Source organism: Streptomyces sp. FXJ1.172, assembly GCF_001636945.3.
Lineage (GTDB): Bacteria > Actinomycetota > Actinomycetes > Streptomycetales > Streptomycetaceae > Streptomyces.
This window is the reverse complement of sequence record NZ_CP119133.2, coordinates 4632952-4650926: the sequence shown is the minus strand read 5'-3', so window position 1 is coordinate 4650926 and position 17975 is coordinate 4632952. Positions and strand designations below refer to the sequence as shown.

Annotated in this window: 15 protein-coding genes; 8 read left to right on the top strand and 7 right to left on the bottom strand. The window is 72.3% G+C overall.

Translation table 11 applies throughout. The annotated features are described in order from the left end of the window. Nucleotides 1-6 precede the first annotated feature (6 nt). Nucleotides 7-1362, bottom strand: a complete 1356-nt coding sequence (locus tag A6P39_RS20690) for an aspartate aminotransferase family protein (protein WP_067055346.1) — start codon at nt 1360-1362, stop codon at nt 7-9. Nucleotides 1363-1566: 204 nt separating this feature from the next. Between A6P39_RS20690 and A6P39_RS20685 the strand changes: the two genes are divergently transcribed. Beyond that, a complete protein-coding gene (locus A6P39_RS20685) occupies nt 1567-3513 on the top strand; it encodes a serine/threonine-protein kinase (RefSeq protein WP_067055348.1) in 1947 nt (648 codons plus the stop codon). Between the two features lie 77 nt (nt 3514-3590). Here the strand turns inward: A6P39_RS20685 and A6P39_RS20680 are convergent, their stop codons facing one another. Then, nucleotides 3591-4340, bottom strand: a complete 750-nt coding sequence (locus tag A6P39_RS20680) for an SLATT domain-containing protein (protein WP_067055351.1) — start codon at nt 4338-4340, stop codon at nt 3591-3593. Between the two features lie 286 nt (nt 4341-4626). On the opposite strand from A6P39_RS20680, the gene A6P39_RS20675 reads away from it, so the two are divergent. From A6P39_RS20675 to A6P39_RS20665, 3 genes are read left to right on the top strand one after another with little or no spacing between them, the layout of a single operon-like run. After that, entirely contained in the window at nt 4627-4971 is a 345-nt protein-coding gene (locus A6P39_RS20675) for a YbaB/EbfC family nucleoid-associated protein (protein WP_067055354.1), read from the top strand. A gap of 51 nt (nt 4972-5022) precedes the next feature. Beyond that, nucleotides 5023-5622: a recombination mediator RecR gene (gene recR / locus A6P39_RS20670; protein ID WP_031164801.1), complete on the top strand. Its 600-nt coding sequence runs from the start codon at nt 5023-5025 to the stop codon at nt 5620-5622. Continuing rightward, complete coding sequence (locus tag A6P39_RS20665; RefSeq protein ID WP_067055357.1) at nt 5615-6277, top strand: DUF5063 domain-containing protein; 663 nt, start codon at nt 5615-5617, stop codon at nt 6275-6277. The genes recR and A6P39_RS20665 overlap by 8 nt, the downstream gene beginning before the upstream one ends. 10 nt (nt 6278-6287) lie before the next feature. Here the strand turns inward: A6P39_RS20665 and A6P39_RS20660 are convergent, their stop codons facing one another. Genes A6P39_RS20660 through A6P39_RS20650 form a run of 3 tightly spaced genes read right to left on the bottom strand, consistent with a single transcriptional unit; the run spans nt 6288 to nt 11363 of the window. Next, a complete protein-coding gene (locus tag A6P39_RS20660) occupies nt 6288-10493 on the bottom strand; it encodes a wHTH domain-containing protein (protein ID WP_067055360.1) in 4206 nt (1401 codons plus the stop codon). Beyond that, nucleotides 10490-10624: a hypothetical protein gene (locus A6P39_RS20655; RefSeq protein WP_267893395.1), complete on the bottom strand. Its 135-nt coding sequence runs from the start codon at nt 10622-10624 to the stop codon at nt 10490-10492. The genes A6P39_RS20660 and A6P39_RS20655 overlap by 4 nt, the downstream gene beginning before the upstream one ends. A gap of 10 nt (nt 10625-10634) precedes the next feature. After that, nucleotides 10635-11363, bottom strand: coding sequence for a sulfite exporter TauE/SafE family protein (locus tag A6P39_RS20650; RefSeq protein ID WP_107304530.1), 729 nt, complete (start codon nt 11361-11363; stop codon nt 10635-10637). Nucleotides 11364-11576: 213 nt separating this feature from the next. On the opposite strand from A6P39_RS20650, the gene A6P39_RS20645 reads away from it, so the two are divergent. From A6P39_RS20645 to A6P39_RS20630, 4 genes are all read left to right on the top strand, one after another. Continuing rightward, nucleotides 11577-12848, top strand: coding sequence for an aspartate kinase (locus A6P39_RS20645; RefSeq protein ID WP_067055363.1), 1272 nt, complete (start codon nt 11577-11579; stop codon nt 12846-12848). A gap of 31 nt (nt 12849-12879) precedes the next feature. Further along, nucleotides 12880-13932, top strand: coding sequence for an aspartate-semialdehyde dehydrogenase (locus tag A6P39_RS20640; protein ID WP_067055366.1), 1053 nt, complete (start codon nt 12880-12882; stop codon nt 13930-13932). Between the two features lie 362 nt (nt 13933-14294). Further along, entirely contained in the window at nt 14295-14975 is a 681-nt protein-coding gene (locus A6P39_RS20635; RefSeq protein WP_275883882.1) for a SigE family RNA polymerase sigma factor, read from the top strand. 148 nt (nt 14976-15123) lie between these two features. Continuing rightward, on the top strand, nt 15124-16197 hold the full coding sequence (locus tag A6P39_RS20630) for a hypothetical protein (protein ID WP_067051623.1): 1074 nt from the start codon (nt 15124-15126) through the stop codon (nt 16195-16197). Nucleotides 16198-16207: 10 nt separating this feature from the next. Here A6P39_RS20630 and A6P39_RS20625 read toward each other — a convergent pair whose 3' ends face one another. Continuing rightward, on the bottom strand, nt 16208-17020 hold the full coding sequence (locus tag A6P39_RS20625) for an SURF1 family protein (protein WP_199840916.1): 813 nt from the start codon (nt 17018-17020) through the stop codon (nt 16208-16210). A gap of 101 nt (nt 17021-17121) precedes the next feature. Next, complete coding sequence (locus A6P39_RS20620) at nt 17122-17973, bottom strand: class I SAM-dependent methyltransferase (RefSeq protein ID WP_234379092.1); 852 nt, start codon at nt 17971-17973, stop codon at nt 17122-17124. Nucleotides 17974-17975: the final 2 nt, after the last annotated feature.

Genomic DNA, 17975 nt, shown 5'->3' with positions numbered 1-17975 from the left:
GCCCGGTTACGCCGTGTACTCGTCGGCGACGCTCAGCGCGGCGTCCAGGGCGGCGAGGCCCTCCTTCAGCTCGGCCTCGGTGATGTTGCAGGGCGGGACCACGTGGGTGCGGTTCATGTTCACGAAGGGCCACAGGCCGTGCTGCTTGGCGGCGGCCGTGAAGGCGGCCATGGGGGCGGCCGCTTCTCCGGCCGCGTTGTAGGGCACCAGCGGCTCGCGGGTCTCCCGGTTCCTGACCAGGTCCAGCGCCCAGAACATGCCGGTGCCGCGGACCTCGCCGACGCTCGGGTGGCGTTCGGCCAGCTCGGCGAGCGCGGGACCGAGGAGGGCGGCCCCGAGGTTCCTGGCGTTCTCCACGACCCCCTCCTCGGCCATCACGTTGATCGTGGCGACGGCGGCGGCGCAGGCGAGCGGGTGCCCGGAGTAGGTCAGGCCGCCGGGGTACGGCCGCTTGCCGAAGGTGGCGGCGATCTCCTGTGAGACGGCGACGCCGCCGAGGGGGACGTAACCGGAGTTCACACCCTTGGCGAAGGTCATCAGGTCGGGCACGACGCCGAAGAGGCCGGCGGCGAACCACTCGCCCGTGCGGCCGAAGCCCGCCATGACCTCGTCCAGGATGAAGACGATGCCGTGGCGGTCACAGATCTCGCGGACGCCGGCCAGGTAGCCGGGCGGCGGGACCATGATCCCGGCCGTGCCCGGGATCGTCTCGAGGATGATCGCGGCGACCGTGCCGGGCCCCTCGAAGGCGATCGTGGTCTCCAGGTGCTCCAGGGCCCGTGCGGTCTCCTGCTCCTCGTTCTCGGCGTAGAAGCGGGAGCGGTACAGGAACGGCGCCCAGAAGTGGACGACACCGGCCGCGGCGCCGTCGCTCGCCCAGCGGCGCGGGTCGCCCGTGATGTTGATCGCCTGCTCGGTGCCGCCGTGGTACGAGCGGTACGCCGAGAGCACCTTCGGGCGGCCCGTGTGCAGCCGGGCCATGCGCACCGCGTGCTCGACGGCGTCGGCGCCGCCGTTGGTGAAGAAGATCTTGTCCAGGTCGCCGGGGGTCCGCTCGGCGATCAGCCGGGCCGCCTCCGAGCGCGCCTCGACGGCGAACGCCGGGGCGAAGGTCGTCATCTTCGCCGCCTGCTCCTGGATCGCCGCGACGACCTTCGGGTGCTGGTAGCCGATGTTGGTGAAGACGAGCCCGCTGGTGAAGTCCAGGTACCGCCTGCCGTCGTAGTCCCAGAAGTACGACCCCTCGGCGCCGGCGACGGCGAGCGGGTCGATGAGGTCCTGGGCCGACCAGGAGTGGAAGACGTGCGCGCGGTCCGCGGCCTTCACCGCGGCACCGGCTTCGGGATGGGGCTGAGGGGTCATGCGGCCGAGCGTAGATGTCCGCGATGCGGAAGGCCTATCGGCGTCTTGTTCCGTGGACGGGGGGTTTCCACGACAGGTTGTCCACGTACCGGCCATCCGACCGCGTGTTCCGGCTGGGCAGGCCGGTTAGGAACCGTGGACGCCAGCCCGGGTCCGTTGCTCAGTAGAGTCCGTGCTCACGTAGAGGGGGAGGCGGCGCGAGACATGGACAGGCTGGGACCGGGGGATCCGCACCGGATCGGGGGCTACCGGCTGCTGGCACGGCTGGGCGCCGGCGGCATGGGGCACGTCTATCTGGCCCGCTCGGAGCGGGGCCGTACCGTCGCGGTGAAACTCGTCCGCGAGGAACTGGCCCGGCAGGAGGAGTTCCGGGCCCGCTTCCGGCAGGAGGTGCAGGCCGCGCGGCGGGTCGGCGGGTACTGGACCGCGCCCGTGCTCGACGCGGACACCGAGGCCGCCGTGCCGTGGGTGGCGACCGGGTACGTGGCCGGGCCCAGCCTGCAGCAGGTCGTCGGCCGCGATCACGGGGCGCTGCCCGAGCGGTCGGTACGGATCCTGGCGGCGGGGCTCGCGCACGCGCTGAAGGACATCCACGCGGCGGGGATCGTGCACCGGGATCTGAAGCCGTCGAACGTGCTGGTGACGATCGACGGCCCCCGTGTGATCGACTTCGGGATCGCGCGGGCGCTGGAGACGACCTCGCCGGGCGGGGACGAGCTGACCCGGACCGGGGGGCTGGTCGGGTCGCCCGGGTTCATGGCGCCGGAGCAGGTGCGGGGGGACCGGATCACGCCGGCGTGCGACGTCTTCTGTCTCGGCTCCGTGCTGGCGTTCGCGGCGAGCGGGGCGCTGCCGTTCGGCGCGGCCGGCAGCGGTGTGCACGCGCTGATGTTCCGGATCGCCCAGGAGGAGCCGGACCTCACGGGGGTGCCGGAGGGGATCGCCGACCTGGTGCGGCAGTGCCTGCGCAAGGATCCCGCCGCCCGGCCCTCGCTGGACGCGCTGCTGGAGCGGACCGGGGCGGAGGACACCGTGTCCGGGGGGCGGTCCAGGGATCCCTGGCTGCCGGGGGTGCTGGTCGCTCAACTCGGCCGTCACGCCGTGCAGTTGCTGGAGGCCGAGGAGCCGGAGGGCGTCCGGGGTGACCCGCCGGGTGCCGCTCCGCCTCCGCCTCCGCCGCCGGCGGGCGCCGCCGGTCCGCAGAACTCTCCGAGCGGGTCTCCCGAGCACGCCGCCGTGTCCGACGACGGGGGCGGGGCCGAGCCCGGGGGCGGGGGTGCCGACCGGCTGCCCACCGTTGTGCCGGGGCCGGGGCCGGGGCCGGTGTCCGGGGCGCCTCCGGTGTCCCCGGCGTTCGGGCAGGCGCAGCAGCATCCGCAGCCGGCGCCGCCGTATCCCCAGGTGACCCAGCCGACCCAGGTGGCACCGCCGAACCCGCCGTCCCCGGCGTATCCGCAGTATCAGACGGTCCCCGGTGACTACGGCTATCCGCAGCCCGCCGGCGGTGGGCTCGGGCCCACGCCGCCGTACGGGCCCTTGGCGGGTGGCGGGCCGGAGGGGGTGGAGCGGCGCAGCGGACGGTCGACCGCGCTGCTCGTCGTGATCGCGGTGGTCGTGGCGCTGGGGGCGGGCGGGTCGGTGTACGCGCTGATGAACGGCGGCGGGCACACCCCGGGCGGCGGGCAGGGCAGCCACCCGGCGGTCGCCACCTCCGCGCCCGCGGCGAGCGGCGGGGACTCCGGCGGGCCGGCGCCGGGCACGTCCGCGCCGGCCTCCTCCGCCGATCCCGCGGACGGGGCGGTCCCGGACGGCTATCTGGGCACCTGGGAGACCACGATCGACAGCACGGACGGGACCAGCACCCGCCGGCTGACCATCCGGCAGGGCAAGGTGGGCGACACCGTGCTGACGCTGGTCGCGGACGGGCCGACCGACAACGGCGGGTCGTACCACTGTGTCTTCGAGGCCAGGCTGGCCGGGCAGCCGGGTTCCGGCGGCCTGCTGGAGATCGGGCCGTCCACCGTCACCTCCGGCGAACCCGCCTCCTCCTGCACCCCGGGCGGGGCCACCGAGATCACGTTGCTGCCGGGCGACGCGCTCAAGCGGCAGGAGAAGAGCGGCGGGGGGAGCCTGACGTACACCAAGCAGTGACGTAACGTCCGTTGCCGCTGCGGTGGTTGAACCTTCGGCGAACAACGGGGTGGGCCGGCCGCCTGCCGATTCCCAGCCTATCGGGGTTCCGGCGGACGCTGCCTGGGCATGTTCGGGCGGGTGCCGTTCGCCGGGGGGAGCGGGAAGCGGCCTCCAACGCCGCCGCCCTCCTGCCTCGGCACGGAGGCGACCGCGGTCTGGATGCCGAGGGGGGCCGCGCCGGTGCGGAACTCGACCATCCAGTCGGTCGTCTCGGTGCGTACCAGTTCCGTGATGTCCTCCGAGAAGCGCCGCAGCACGCCCAGGCACCGCTCGGCCGCCTCGCTCGCCGTACCCTCCGCCGGGCCGAGCACCTCCCGGATGCTCTCGGAGGCCCAGTCGAACTGCAGCGCCTGGAGCCGGCGCGCGACCGCCTGCGCGGTGGCCACGTCCCTCATCCACCCGGAGGTCACGCCGAAGAACCGGTCGACGCCGATGCAGGCGACGGCGAGGAGCAATGCCAGGCAGCCCCAGGGTGCCACCCCGTGCGCCGCGCCGGTCAGGTCCAGCAGCGGCAGTGCCGCGCCGGCCGCCGCGCCCGCCGCGGCGCCGGTCCGCAGCACCCGCGCCCCGCGCCGCTTCCACACCCGGTCACGCAGGTACCAGGACGCCGTCTGCAGCGCTCCGCGCTCCACCCACCGGTACAGCTCGTCCAGCCGTTCGGCCGGCTCCCCCCAGTCCCCGAGCGGGAAGGACCGCCCGGTCAGATCGCCCGGCCGCAGCCCGGCCGCGCCCTCGCCCCGCCCGTCCTGAGGCGGACCCTCGGGCTGCATCTCCGGCTGACCCACCCGGCACTCCCTACTGATCCCGAATGATCCCGCTGATCCCGCTGATTCCGGCCGGTCACGTTGCGTGACATTTCCCGCCGCTGCCCTGCCGACGCGCGGGACCCTTCCTACCGCCCAATGGGTGGCCGAGAGGTACCTTTCCCGGCTTTTCCGCTCGGAAGAGGGCCTTGATCAGGTATAGGCCTGCTGCACTTCTCACTCGAAAGAGTGGCGCGGCGACGGGCGCGTGGACCACGTAGGCTCATGCACAGCGGAGAAATCCGAGAAGGACACAGAGGAGCTGATCGTGTTTCCCGGTGGTGGCCAGCCCAACATGCAGCAGTTGCTCCAGCAGGCCCAGAAGATGCAGCAGGACCTGCAGCGGGCGCAGGAGGAACTGGCGAACACGGAGGTCGACGGGCAGGCGGGCGGCGGTCTGGTGAGGGCCACGGTGACCGGCTCCGGTGAGCTGCGCGCACTGAAGATCGACCCGAAGGCGGTCGACCCGGAGGACACCGAGACCCTCGCCGACCTGATCGTGGCGGCCGTACAGGCGGCCAACGAGAACGCGCAGACGCTCCAGCAGCAAAAGCTCGGCCCGCTCGCCCAGGGTCTCGGCGGCGGCACGGGCATCCCCGGTCTGCCGTTCTGAGCCCGGGCCAACTACGGTACGTACCGAAAGGTCTTAAGGAAGGGCAGTCCGGTGTACGAAGGCGTGGTCCAGGACCTCATCGACGAGCTGGGGCGGCTGCCCGGCGTCGGTCCCAAGAGCGCGCAGCGGATCGCCTTCCACATCCTGCAGGCGGAACCGACGGACGTGAAGCGCCTCGCCCAGGCCCTGCTGGAGGTGAAGGCGAAGGTCCGCTTCTGCGCGACCTGCGGCAACGTGGCACAGGAGGAGCTGTGCAACATCTGCCGTGACCCGCGCCGCGACCCGTCGGTCATCTGCGTGGTGGAGGAGCCGAAGGACGTGGTGGCGATCGAGCGCACCCGCGAATTCCGCGGCCGCTACCACGTCCTGGGCGGCGCCATCAGCCCGATCGAGGGTGTCGGTCCCGACGACCTGCGTATACGAGAACTTCTCGCGCGGTTGGCCGACGGGACGGTCACGGAACTGATCCTGGCGACGGACCCGAACCTGGAGGGCGAGGCCACCGCGACCTACCTCGCCCGGATGATCAAACCCATGGGCCTGAAGGTCACCCGCCTGGCCAGCGGCCTCCCGGTGGGCGGCGACCTGGAATACGCGGACGAGGTGACCCTCGGCCGCGCCTTCGAGGGGAGACGACTTCTAGATGTCTGACGCCACACTGCACGCGACCGCTCAGAACCCGGACGATTTCGTGGTCCAGATCGCGGACCAGATCGAGAGCTTCCTGGTGGCCGTCACGGAGGTGGCGAGGGGCGACGAGCCCGGCTCGACCGTGCCCTTCCTCCTCCTGGAGGTCTCCCAGCTCCTGCTGGCCGGCGGCCGCCTGGGCGCGCACGAGGACATCGTCCCCGACGAGCGCTACGAGCCCGACCCGGGCCCGGAGCCGGACGTCGACGGACTCCGCGAAAACCTGGCCCGCCTCCTGGAGCCGGTGGACGTGTACTCGGAGGTCTTCGACCCCTACGAGCCCCGCAAGGCCCCGGTCCCGGCCCGTGTCTCCGACGATCTGGCCGACGTGATCACCGACCTGCGCCACGGCATGGCCCACTACCGCGCCGGCCGCACCACGGAGGCCCTGTGGTGGTGGCAGTTCTCCTACTTCTCCAACTGGGGCCCCACGGCCTCCGCCGTCCTGCGCGCCCTCCAGTCGGTCCTCATCCACGTCCGCCTCAACCAGCCCCTGGAGGAACTGGACGGCCTCGACACCGACCAGGCCACGATGGGCGACGAGACGCTGGAGTTCGAGGCGGGCCGGGTCATGGCGGAGGAGATCGGCGGCCCGCTGGGGATGCGGCAGGGCAAGTAGCGGCTCCGGATCACTCCCCGGCTCCGGGCTTCATGACGAGGCCGGGGACGTGGGGGAGGGCGGCGCGGACGGCGTCGGTGACGCGCTGGAGGTTCGCGCCGAGGCGGGTGAGGCGGTCGAGGAGTTCGTCGGTCGGCAGCGGTGTGGCGCGGGCGAGGGCGAGGAAGTCCGGGACCGGCTTTCTGAGCAGGACGGGTGTTCCCGACCTGCCCGTGCACAGGGCGCGGTCGATGTCGTCGATGCTGTCCGGGTCGAACTCGGGGACCCGGAAGCCGAATGCCGTGAGTCGTGCGCGGGCTTCGGCCACGTCCATGCTCACGTATGACGTGACGGCGACGAGGTGGTGCAGAGGTACTGGCTCGTCCCAGGACAGGTAGCCGTTGCCGTTTCCGAAGCCGTCGCCCACGCGGACCAGCTCCGTGTCGTACCGTCCCGGCTCCTGCGGAGCGTGGTCGAGCGGTGTGGCCAGGCCGTACTGGGCGAGCCGGCCCACCACGTGGCGAGGCGATATGCGGAGCCTGGCCGAAGCGTTGACCACGTGGCCGACCGGCACGGGCCGTTGCGGAGACAGGGCCGGGCCACCCCGTAGGGGGCGGAGAATCTTCGGGTCGTACGGCTCGGCCTCCTCGGGGAATGGCGCCGTCGGGGTGGCGATACCGTAGGACCGGAGCCGGGACACCACGTCCCGCGGGGACATCCTGGTGCTGAGTGCGGCCAAGGCCACGTGAAGCGGGCTGATCCGGCTGCCCGGCCTGATCCAGAGAGGCGTTCCCCTGCCGACGTGCTGGTGGTCGAGGATCACGCCGTCCGCGGCATCCGCTCGCTCGGGCAGTGAGTCGGGAGGTCTCAAACCCAAGTCGGCGATCCATGAGCCGAGTTCACGCAGGGACGTACCCCGGGCGGCCGCGACGCTCGCCAAGAGGCCCGGGGGTACGGAGCCGTCGCCCTCCACCGTTTCCCAGTGGTGTGCCTCCCACCCGAACTCCTCCGCCTTCCCGAGCAGATCGCCGATCCTGCGGTCGAACGTGAATCCGGGGGTGAGCTGGAATCCGTAGTCCTGCAGTTCCCCGATCACCTCGGGGACGGAACGGCCCAGGGCCGCGGCGGCATGGAACACATGGCGGACCGGTACCGGACTCCTCGGGTCCAGCCCCGATGACCCGGCCAGTCTGCTGCTGAGCAGCCGCAGGGTATGAGGGCCAGGGGCGTTCGCCTTCGGACCCGTTTCGGGGACGCAGAGGCCGTACGCGCGAAGCCACCTGGCGGCTTCCTCAACACTCAGGCCGAGTTCGAAGTGGGCCTGGACCAGATGGGCGGGCGGCACGGTGTCACCGGCGACGAGCCAGTTCTTGCCGTCCAGATCTCTGCTGAGCAGTCGTGGCATCCGGTCGTCCGGGTTGTCCGCCGACGGCTCCGGTTCCGGGACGGTGAAGCCGAACGCCCGCAGTCGCCGCGCGGCCTCGCGCACACTGATGTCCAGTTCGAAGTGGGCGGCGACGAGGTGGCCCGGCGGGACCGGCCACCGGGGGTGGAGCCACACGCCCGACGAGGCTCGCAGGGACTCGCTGAGCAGGGCCAGGTCGGTCTCGTCACCCGGGGACCGGCTGTCGCGTGGCTGCGGTGGCTCCAGGCGCAGCTCTTTCATCCGCGTCCGTACGTCGGCGTAGGGCTTCCCCAGGGACTCCGCGATGGAGAGCACGTGTCCTGGCGGGATGTGCTGTGTGCTCAGACTCCTGATGGACCGGTTGCGCAGGAGAACATCCGACGGCAGGGCGGGCAGTACGCTCGCCACCTCGTCGAGTTCCGGCACGAGCCGGGTCAGCGCGGCCAGGTCGGCGTGGGGACGGTGGGCCAGCAGCCGCCACAGCACTGTGCTGTCGTCGGGATCCTCGTTGTCCGCGGCCCGGTCCGGGCGGGGCCAGTCGTCGGACGGATCACGGACGATCTCGGCATCCGGAGGGTAGAACCCGGCAACCGCGACCGGCGCCGGCCGGCCGTGCAGTTCCAGTTCGCAGCCGGCCGCTCCGGCCGCCTCGGTCACGATGTCGGCGAGCCGGGGGTTCTGGTCGGCGATCTCGGCCAGCCAGCGCGCGTTCAGCAGACCGCTGCCGGACTCGAGGAGGACCGGCAGGGCGGCTATGACGAGCCGCTCCACCGTCGCGCACACGTCCTCGTCCAGGATCTCCGTACGGTCGACGGACAGCCGCTTGGGCCTGCTTTCCCCCATCAGGTTCACGACCACACCACGCAGTCCGCGGTGTTCCTTCGGGTCGGCCAGCACCCCCCGGCGCACCCGCGGCTCGGTGAAGATCCCGTCGACCAGGACAGCTCCGCCACGCTCGCACCAGACGACCTGGCCGTCCGCCGTCTCGGGGGCCGCGAGCAACTCGCCGTGGGCCTCCAGGCTGCTGGAGCGCCCGCCGCCCCTGCGGGGCAGCAGCACCCCGGGCGTCCACTGCGCCGACTGCGTCCCCTGCACCGCCGTCGTCCGGAACTCCGAGATGCCCAGCAGCCGCCGCAGCACGGCCACGCACGACGGCGCCTGGTCCGCGTCGCGCAGATAGAGCCGGACCGTCGTGCCGATCGTCCCCGGGCGGCCGGTGGAACGTACGCGGAAGTAGTGACCCGGGCCGCTGATCAGGACGGTGAGTTCGCGCGGGCTGCCGCCTCGGGCATCCATGTGACAGGTCGTCACCCGCACCTCGTCGGCGAGCATGAAGTAGCTCAGCACGCCGATGCCGAAACGGCTGTTGGGATGGATGGTGATGCCCCGGGAGTGCCACTCCCGGTGTTCCTCCTGGTAGCGGGGGAGGTCCGTGAAGCGGACCCCGGCCTGGGCGAAGACCTCCGACAGCGTGACCTCGTCCATGCCCACGCCGTTGTCGCGGCACTCGAGGTAGTGCCGGCCCTCCTGCCGGTCGTAGCCCTGGACGAAGTCGATCCGGCCCTCGTAGCTGCTGAAGGACTCGCGGGCCTGGGTGCGGGCCCTGCGGTAGCGGCAGGCGTCCAGCGCGTTCTGGTACAGCTCGCGGATGGCGAGGGAGCGGTCGCGGTAGAGGTTCTCGCCCATGAGGAGTTCCTGGACGCGTTCCTCGTCGAGGCGGAAGCGGATCACCCCGTCCACCGGGACCGCGCGGCCCTGCTCGTCCAGTTCCCGCACCTCGTCCGCCGCCGTGTAGACCGGCAGCGCGGACAGGGCCGGGTCCCCGGCGCGCCGTACGGTCCGCAGCAGCGACTCCAGCTGGTGCGTGTGTTCGGTGAGCGCCGCCGCGACGGCCGGGTGGCCGCAGCCCGCCTTCAGGCCGAGCCCCTCGCCCCTGGGCTGCCAGGACGCGGACCGGACGGTGGTGAGGAGCCGGGCGGTGTCCAGGGGGTCGGGGATGCCCACGTGCCGGACGATCACCGACGGCAGCTGCGTGACCTCGATCGCCATGCCGTGGGCCACGGCGAACAGCGGGCCCACGAGCCGCTCCCGCATGCTCTGGAAGTCGCGGCCGTAGAAGTCGAGTTGGAAGGCGTCGGCACGCAGATGCTCCGGCCGGGCGGGGTCGAACAGTTCCTTCGGGCGCGCGTGGACCGAGGCGAGGAGGCGGGAGAGGAGTTCCGGATCGAGGACGACCCCGAGGCCGGCCGGATCGGCGTCCAGGTCCGCCAGCAGGTCGCCCAGCCGTCCCGGCTGGCGTCCTGCCCACTGCCCGAACAGCCACCAGCCGATCTCCGGCCGCCCGTTCCTGCGGTCCTTCAGGTGGCCGAGTTCGGTCCGGCGGACCAGGCGTTCGTGTCCGCGCAGCAGCACCTCGTACATCTGGCGCTCCGGACCGCCCGAGGCCTGCCGTCCGAGGTCCGTCGGGTCGACGTGGGACAGACCGGCCGAGGTGCGGGCACGGTGCACCTGGTGGAGGAAGGGGAGCAGGGCGAGCAGCGCCGCTTCGCCCGGGGCGAGGAAGCCTTCCGCCTCGTGCGTGTCCTGCCGGAGCCAGTGGATCAGCTGGTTGGTCCTGCGGGCTGTGCGCCGGGCGAGATCCGGGTCGTGCCAGGGGTCGTCGAGGAGCGAGTCCCGGGCGGACACGTACAGCTCGGCCAGCCGGCCCGTGACCTTCCAGGCCTCGCCCTTGAGGGCCTCCGCCCGCTCCCGGCCCTCGGGCCGCGCCGACTTCCAGGCCAGGCAGTCCTCGACGTCCTGCCGCCATGCGTCCTGAACGCTGTGGTCGGTCATGCCGCGCCGCTCCCGCCGCGTACGCGGTCGTCCGCGATGGTCACGTCATGTCCGTGCGCCCGCAGGGCGCGCCTCGGGGGCCCGGCCACCGTCTCGTCGTCCCCCACCGGACCCACCAGAAGTACGCGCACGACTCGCACCCTAGCGGCCGAGCCACATCCCCCACAGGCCCTTCGTCATCGTCGTGGCACCGCCCGCCAGGGCCAGGAGGAGGACCAGGTGGCGGGCGCGGCGTTCGGGGACGCGGGTGGAGATTGCGTTGCCGATGAGCGCGCCCGCCGTCATGGCCGCGGCGGTGACCGCCCACTGGGGTGCCGTCAGGCGGGGCGCGCCGTTCGCGGCGATCGAGAAGGCGTTGACGGCCACGCCGTAGAACTGGGCGTTGGGGACGAACTCCCGCACCGTCCAGCCCGCGTTGAGGGCGTACAGGGACACCGGTGGTCCGCCCACCCCCGCCGCCGCGTTCATGAAGCCGCCCAGCGCGCCCGCTGTCACCGCGCCCGTGCCGCCTCGCAGGGCCGGGACCCGGGTGCCGCGCAGCACCAGGAGGACGGCCGCCGTCACCAGCGCGCCCATCGTCAACAGCAGGACCGGGCGGGGGAGCTGACGGGTCGTCCAGGCGCCCGCCGGGACCGTGCAGGCCGCCGCCAGGCACAGCGGGACCATCGCCGCCGGGCGGACCCGGCGCCAGCCGCGCGCCAGGCCGACGACGCTGATCGCGCCCGCGGCGCAGTTCGCGAGGATCACCCCCTGGGCGGGACCGAGCAGCAGCACCAGGGCCGGTACGGCGACCAGGGCGAAACCCATCCCGGTCAGCCACTGCACGCTCGCGCCGAGCAGGACGGTCGCCGCGAGCAGTGTCTCCGTCATGCCGCACCCCCATGAGCATTCATGTCGTGCTCTTGATCGTTGAAATTTAATGCGGTTGCGGCTGTGACACGGGGCACTTTTCCGCGTGGTGCGCCAGAGGCTGGGCAGAGGACCGACGCGGGCGGCGGATGTCTCACCATGCGGGAGCAGGGTGGTGGAATTCGGGCGCTCGTTAGACTGAGCCGACACAAACGAACCGAGCGAGGAGCGCACGTGGGCCTTGTCGTGCAGAAGTACGGAGGCTCCTCCGTAGCCGATGCCGAAGGCATCAAGCGCGTCGCCAAGCGGATCGTGGAAGCGAAGAAGAACGGCAACCAGGTTGTCGTCGTCGTTTCCGCGATGGGCGACACGACGGACGAGCTGATCGATCTCGCCGAGCAGGTTTCTCCGATGCCTGCCGGGCGTGAATTCGACATGCTGCTGACCGCCGGAGAGCGGATCTCCATGGCCCTGCTGGCGATGGCGATCAAAAACCTGGGCCACGAGGCCCAGTCCTTCACCGGCAGCCAGGCCGGCGTCATCACCGACTCGGTCCACAACAAAGCCCGGATCATCGACGTCACGCCGGGCCGGATCCGCGAGTCGCTCGACAAGGGCAACATCGCGATCGTCGCCGGGTTCCAGGGCGTGAGTGCCGACAAGAAGGACATCACCACGCTGGGGCGGGGCGGTTCCGACACCACCGCCGTGGCGCTGGCCGCCGCGCTCGACGCCGAGGTCTGCGAGATCTACACGGACGTCGACGGCGTGTTCACCGCCGACCCGCGTGTGGTGAAGAAGGCGAAGAAGATCGACTGGATCTCCTTCGAGGACATGCTGGAGCTGGCCGCGTCCGGGTCCAAGGTGCTGCTCCACCGGTGCGTGGAGTACGCCCGCCGCTACAACATCCCGATCCACGTCCGGTCCAGCTTCAGCGGGCTGCAGGGCACGTGGGTCAGCAGTGAGCCGATTGGGGACCACAAGGTGGAGCAGGCCATCATCTCCGGTGTCGCGCACGACACCTCCGAGGCCAAGATCACGGTCGTCGGCGTGCCGGACAAGCCGGGTGAGGCCGCGGCGATCTTCCGGACCATCGCCGATGCGGCGATCAACATCGACATGGTCGTGCAGAACGTGTCCGCCGCCTCCACGGGCCTGACGGACATCTCCTTCACGCTGCCGAAGACCGAGGGCCGCAAGGCCATCGACGCGCTGGAGAGGAACCGGCCGGGCATCGGCTTCGACTCCCTGCGCTACGACGACCAGATCGGGAAGATCTCGCTGGTCGGCGCGGGTATGAAGACCAACCCGGGCGTCACGGCCTCGTTCTTCGAGGCGCTGTCCGACGCCGGCGTGAACATCGAGCTGATCTCGACCTCCGAGATCCGCATCTCGGTCGTCACCCGCAAGGACGACGTGGCCGAGGCCGTCCGTGCCGTGCACACCGCCTTCGGGCTCGACTCCGACACCGACGAGGCCGTCGTCTACGGCGGCACCGGCCGATGACCGTCTCCACGACGTACGGAGGCGTACGACGATGACCGGCAAGCCGACGCTCGCGGTCGTGGGAGCGACCGGGGCCGTCGGCGTGGTCATGCTCCAGATCCTGTCCCAGCGCGCGGACGTCTGGGGCGAGATCCGCCTGATCGCCTCGCCGCGCTCGGCCGGCCGCAAGCTGGCCGTGCGCGGGGAGGAGGTCGAGGTGGCCGCCCTGACTGAGGACGCCTTCGACGGGGTCGACATCGCCGTGTTCGACGTCCCCGACGAGGTCGCCGCGCAGTGGGCGCCGATCGCCGCCGCGCGCGGTGCGGTCGTCGTCGACAACTCGGCCGCCTTCCGGCTGGATCCCGAGGTGCCGCTCGTGGTGCCCGAGGTCAACCCGCACGCCGTACGGGTCCGCCCGCGCGGGATCGTGGCCAACCCCAACTGCACGACCCTGACGATGATCGTCGCCCTGGGCGCGCTGCACGCCGAGTTCGGGCTGCGCGAGCTGGTGGTGTCGTCGTACCAGGCGGTGAGCGGGGCCGGGCGGGCCGGCGTGGAGGCGCTGCGCGCCCAGCTGTCCCTGGTGGCCGGCACCGAGCTGGGCACCAGCCCCGGTGACGTACGGCGGGCGGTCGGGGACAACACCGGGCCCTTCCCGGAGCCGGTCGCGCTGAACGTCGTCCCGTGGGCCGGATCGCTCAGGGAGGACGGCTGGTCGTCGGAGGAGATGAAGGTCCGCGACGAGTCCCGCAAGATCCTCGGGCTGCCCCAGCTGCCGGTCGCCGTGACGTGTGTCCGGGTGCCCGTGGTCACCACGCACTCGCTGACCGTCCATGCCCGCTTCCAGGGCGAGGTGAGCGTGGACGGCGCCCGGGAGATCCTCGCGACGGCGCCCGGTGTGGTGCTGTACGACGACCCGGCCGCCGGTGAGTTCCCCACCCCGGCGGACGTCGTGGGCACCGATCCGACCTGGGTGGGCCGGGTGCGGCGGGCCCTGGACGACCCGACCGCGCTCGAGCTGTTCGTGTGCGGCGACAACCTCCGCAAGGGGGCCGCGCTGAACACCGCGCAGATCGCGGAGCTGGTCGCCGCCGAGTTCAGCTGAGACCCACTCGCCTCCGGTGCCGTTCGCAGGATTCGTAGGATCTGCGTAAGAAGTGTGTCCAGGAGCATGGTCCGGACCACTTGATCCAAGCCGTACGGCAACAGAGGATCATCGAAGGATTCTTCTCCCCGCCCTCCGCAACCGCTTGCAGGGCGGGGAGCGTCTTTGCGGTCATCCTTGCGGGGCCCGGGGGGCGAACGATCCTGGCGCGGGGACGTCGTGACCGAGGCGTGGGGAGGCTTCGGTCGCATGGGACATAAGGGAAGAGCGGGACGCATGACGGCACTTGAGGCACCGCCGGTTGTCGCACATGTGACGCCCGGCGCGTACAACCCTGGCGGGGTCGGACGCGTCCAACAGGCGTGGCAGAGGTACTCGAACTCAGCGCGGCCCGCGGCACCGCGGCTCTCCGGCCGCCCCGTGCGGTGCTCCGGCCCCGCACGCCCGGCGGCATGCCGGTGATCGCGCCCATGCCCGCCGCGCGGCCCGCCCGCATCCCAGGTCAGCGAGACGGGTCCGACGAGACCTCGGCGGCGGCGCCCGCGGTCGCCGGGACCACCGTCGACCACCTCACCGAGACCTACCGCGCGCACTACCGCTCGCTGCTCGGCCTCGCCGCACTGCTCCTCGACGACACCGCCTCCTGCGAGGACGTCGTCCAGGAGGCCTTCATCCGCGTGCACTCCGCGCGCGCACGCGTCCGCGACCCCGAGAAGACCCTCGCCTACCTCCGCCAGACGGTCGTCAACCTCTCCCGGTCCGCGCTGCGCCGGCGCATCCTCGGCCTGAAGCTTCTCTCCAAGCCGATGCCCGACATGGCGAGCGCGGAGGAGGGCGCCTACGACCAGCTGGAGCGCCGGGACCTGATCAAGGCGATGAAGGGGCTCCAGCGCCGCCAGCGCGAGGTCCTCGTGCTGCGCTACTTCGCCGACATGACCGAGGCCCAGGTCGCCGAGACCCTCGGGATCTCCCTGGGCTCGGTGAAGGCGTACGGCTCGCGTGGCATCGCCGCGCTGCGGGTGGCCATGGAGGCGCCGGCGTGAGCGGGCGAGAGACAGCATGAGCGAGCGAGAGGCAGGGGGCGATTCCGATGCACGTCACTCCCACGAACGGCACGAGCCCTTCGCCTGGCACGAACCGACGAAGCGGCATGAGCAAGAGCACACGCAATCGCACGCTGGGAACGGAACTGTGAACCACGGCCCCGACGAGAAGGACCCCGAGGGGCTCGGCCCGGACCTCGAGGGGCTCGGCCCGGACGAACTGGGCCTGCGGCGCCTGCTGCACTCCGCCGTCGACGGCCTCGAGCCGCGCACCGGCACGCTGGAGCATCTGCGCCGGGCCGTGCCCGCCCGGCGGGCCCGCAAGCGCCGGGCCGTCGTCGGGACGGCCGCCGCGGCCCTGTTCTTCGGCACCGCGATCCCCGCCCTCGTGCATGTGTCGGACTCCGGCGGCGCCGACCCCAACACCGCCATGGCCGGCCAGTCCTCCCAGGCCCAGGGCGGCACCGGGCACGACAAGGACAGGAGCGGCGACGCGGGCGGCACGCAGGACTCCGGCGCCGCGAGCACCAAGCCGGGCAGGCAGTCCGGCAGGCCCGGCGAGAAGGGCAGGAGCGGCGGCGGTGCCACCGGCTCCACCGGCGGCGCGGGCCCGACCCCCACCCTGGCGGCCGGCGGTGTCCCGCCGTGCACGGCGGCCCAGCTCGGCTCCGCCACCGGAAGCACCGACGCCCCCGACTCCGCGGGCATCGTCTACGGCACCTTCAAGGTCGCCAACGTCTCCGCCGCCGCCTGCAGCGTCGCCGGCGCCGGCACCGTCACCCCCACCGCCCGGGGCGCGGCCGACCAGGCCAAGATCACCACCGCCCGCCACACGGCCGGGGACGCGGCCACCGGACTGCCCGATCCCTCGCTGGAGGTCTCCGGGCTGGTGCTGCAGCCCGGCGCGGCCTACGACGAGAAGTTCGCCTTCGTGCCCTCGCAGACCTGTCCCACCACCGGCGGCACCACCACGACCGGCGGCTCGGCCACCGGCGGCGCCACACCGGACCCGACGCCCAGCCAGAACGCGGGTGCCACGGGCGGCTCGGCCACGGGGGCCACGACGGCGGGCACGACCGCCCAGCCGGCCACCGGGGGCACGGCGGACGGCAGCGTCGTGGTCACCCACACGGCACAGGGCGGCTCGCCCTCGGCATCGGCGACGGTGCCGGCGGAGTGCGCCGGGACCGTGTACTACACCGGGGTGCTGGCGGGGTCGTAGACCTGCCCGGCTACGGGGCGCTCACCGGCGCCGGGGTCTGCGACTCCTCCGGCTCTCCCGGCTCCTCGGGCACAAGCCCCAGCTCCGCGTCCCGTACCGCCTCCGCCTCGCGCCGGATCAGGCGGAACCACATGAAGACCACGAAGCCGGCGAAGACGAACCACTCGCCGGTGTAGCCGAGGTTCTGGAAGGCCTTCAGGTCCAGGCCGGTGCCCGCCGGGGCGCTCGCGGGCACGGCCTTCATCCCGGAGTCGGCCTTGTCGAGGGTGACCCAGGCGTCGTACAGCCTGTACGGCACCAGGTTCACCAGCGACGCCGAGCTGATCGCCGCCGTCTGCCCGGCGGGGAGTCCGCCGGCCGCGCTGACGCCGTTGTCGCCGGGCGTCTCGGAGGCCTGGAGCGCGCCGGTGACGGTGACCTCACCGGCGGGCGGGGCCGAGGCCTTCGCCGCGTCCGCCTTGCCCGGCAGCCAGCCCCGCACCACCGGCAGCGCCTTGCCGGAGCCGGTGCGCAGCAGGGTGAGGACGTAGAAGCCGTTCTTCTCGCCCACCTGCCGGCCGGGCACCAGCAGCTGCGTGCCGTAGCGGCCGCGCGCGGTGACCCGGCGTCCCGAGGTGGCCTTGTCGACGGGCAGCATCGAGTCCAGCGGCCTCGCGGTCTCCCGCTGGTCGGAGGCGGCCTGCTTGGTCGCGGCGCGGCTGTCGTGCACCCGCCCCTCGAACCGGCTCAGCTGCCACGATCCCATGAAGATGCAGAACGGGATGGCGAGCAGCACGAAGACGTTGATGCCCCACCAGCGGGGTGTCAGCAGAAACCGGTACACGCCCTCCACGGTACGGCGCCACCGCCCGGCGCCCGCCCGCGGGTCGGCCCTTGGACCCATGGGCCCTTGGACCCTGGCCCCTTGCCCCGGCCCCTGGTGTCTCAGCCCCCGCCCTGGCCCTTGGCGGCCTTCAGCGAGTAGATCAGCGGGATACGCGGGTGACCGGCCGGGAACCGGTGGTGGCCGTCGCGCACTTCGAAGTTCTCGAAGCGGGGGAAGAGCGACACGTCGTGCTCGTGCAGGAACTCGATGCGCAGCCCGGCCGCGGCGAGCGCGGAGACCACGTCCCCGAGGGTGTGCTGCCACTGCACGCTGCGGTTGTGGACCGTCGCGGCGCCCAGGTCGGCGTAGGTGCCGGGCTCGTCCCACACCTGGGCGTCGCGCGCGAAGTAGTCGCGCACGATCCGGGTGCCGGTCGCGTCGTCCAGGCAGTCGGTGAACGGGTGGAACTCGGCGAGGTAGAGGAAGCCGCCGGGAGCCACGAGGGAGGCGGCCGTCTCGGCCCACCGGCGGATGTCGGGCAGCCAGCACAGCGCGCCGAGCCCGGTGTAGACGATGTCGTACGACGCCTCGGGCACCGCCCGCGCCGCGTCGTACACGTCGCCGGTGACGAAGGCGGCGCGCTCCGGGCCGTGGCCGAGGCCGGCCGCGAGGGCGCGGGCTGCTTCCACGGCCGGGGCGGAGAAGTCCAGGCCGACGACGCGGGCGGCGCCGCGGTGGACCCAGGAGAGGGTGTCGGTGCCGAGGTGGCACTGCAGGTGCAGCAGGGTCTTGCCGGTGACGTCGCCGACCTCGGCCGTCTCGAAGTCCCGCAGGACGTCCCGGCGGGCGCGGAAGCCGTCGAGGTCGTAGAAATCACCCGCGACATGGATGGGGACCCTTTCGTCCCACATGGCCCGGTTGTCCTCGCGCCAGTTCGAGGGGACGGACGTCGGCGGTCGTTGCACGGTCATGA

Coding starts and splice junctions, on each gene's coding strand:
- A6P39_RS20690 (WP_067055346.1), bottom strand. CDS start 1,362: ATGACCCCTCAGCCCCATCCCGAAGCCGGTGCCGCGGTGAAGGCCGCG.
- A6P39_RS20665 (WP_067055357.1), top strand. CDS start 5,615: ATGTCTGACGCCACACTGCACGCGACCGCTCAGAACCCGGACGATTTC.
- A6P39_RS20640 (WP_067055366.1), top strand. CDS start 12,880: ATGACCGGCAAGCCGACGCTCGCGGTCGTGGGAGCGACCGGGGCCGTC.
- A6P39_RS20650 (WP_107304530.1), bottom strand. CDS start 11,363: ATGACGGAGACACTGCTCGCGGCGACCGTCCTGCTCGGCGCGAGCGTG.
- A6P39_RS20620 (WP_234379092.1), bottom strand. CDS start 17,973: ATGACCGTGCAACGACCGCCGACGTCCGTCCCCTCGAACTGGCGCGAG.
- A6P39_RS20685 (WP_067055348.1), top strand. CDS start 1,567: ATGGACAGGCTGGGACCGGGGGATCCGCACCGGATCGGGGGCTACCGG.
- A6P39_RS20660 (WP_067055360.1), bottom strand. CDS start 10,493: ATGACCGACCACAGCGTTCAGGACGCATGGCGGCAGGACGTCGAGGAC.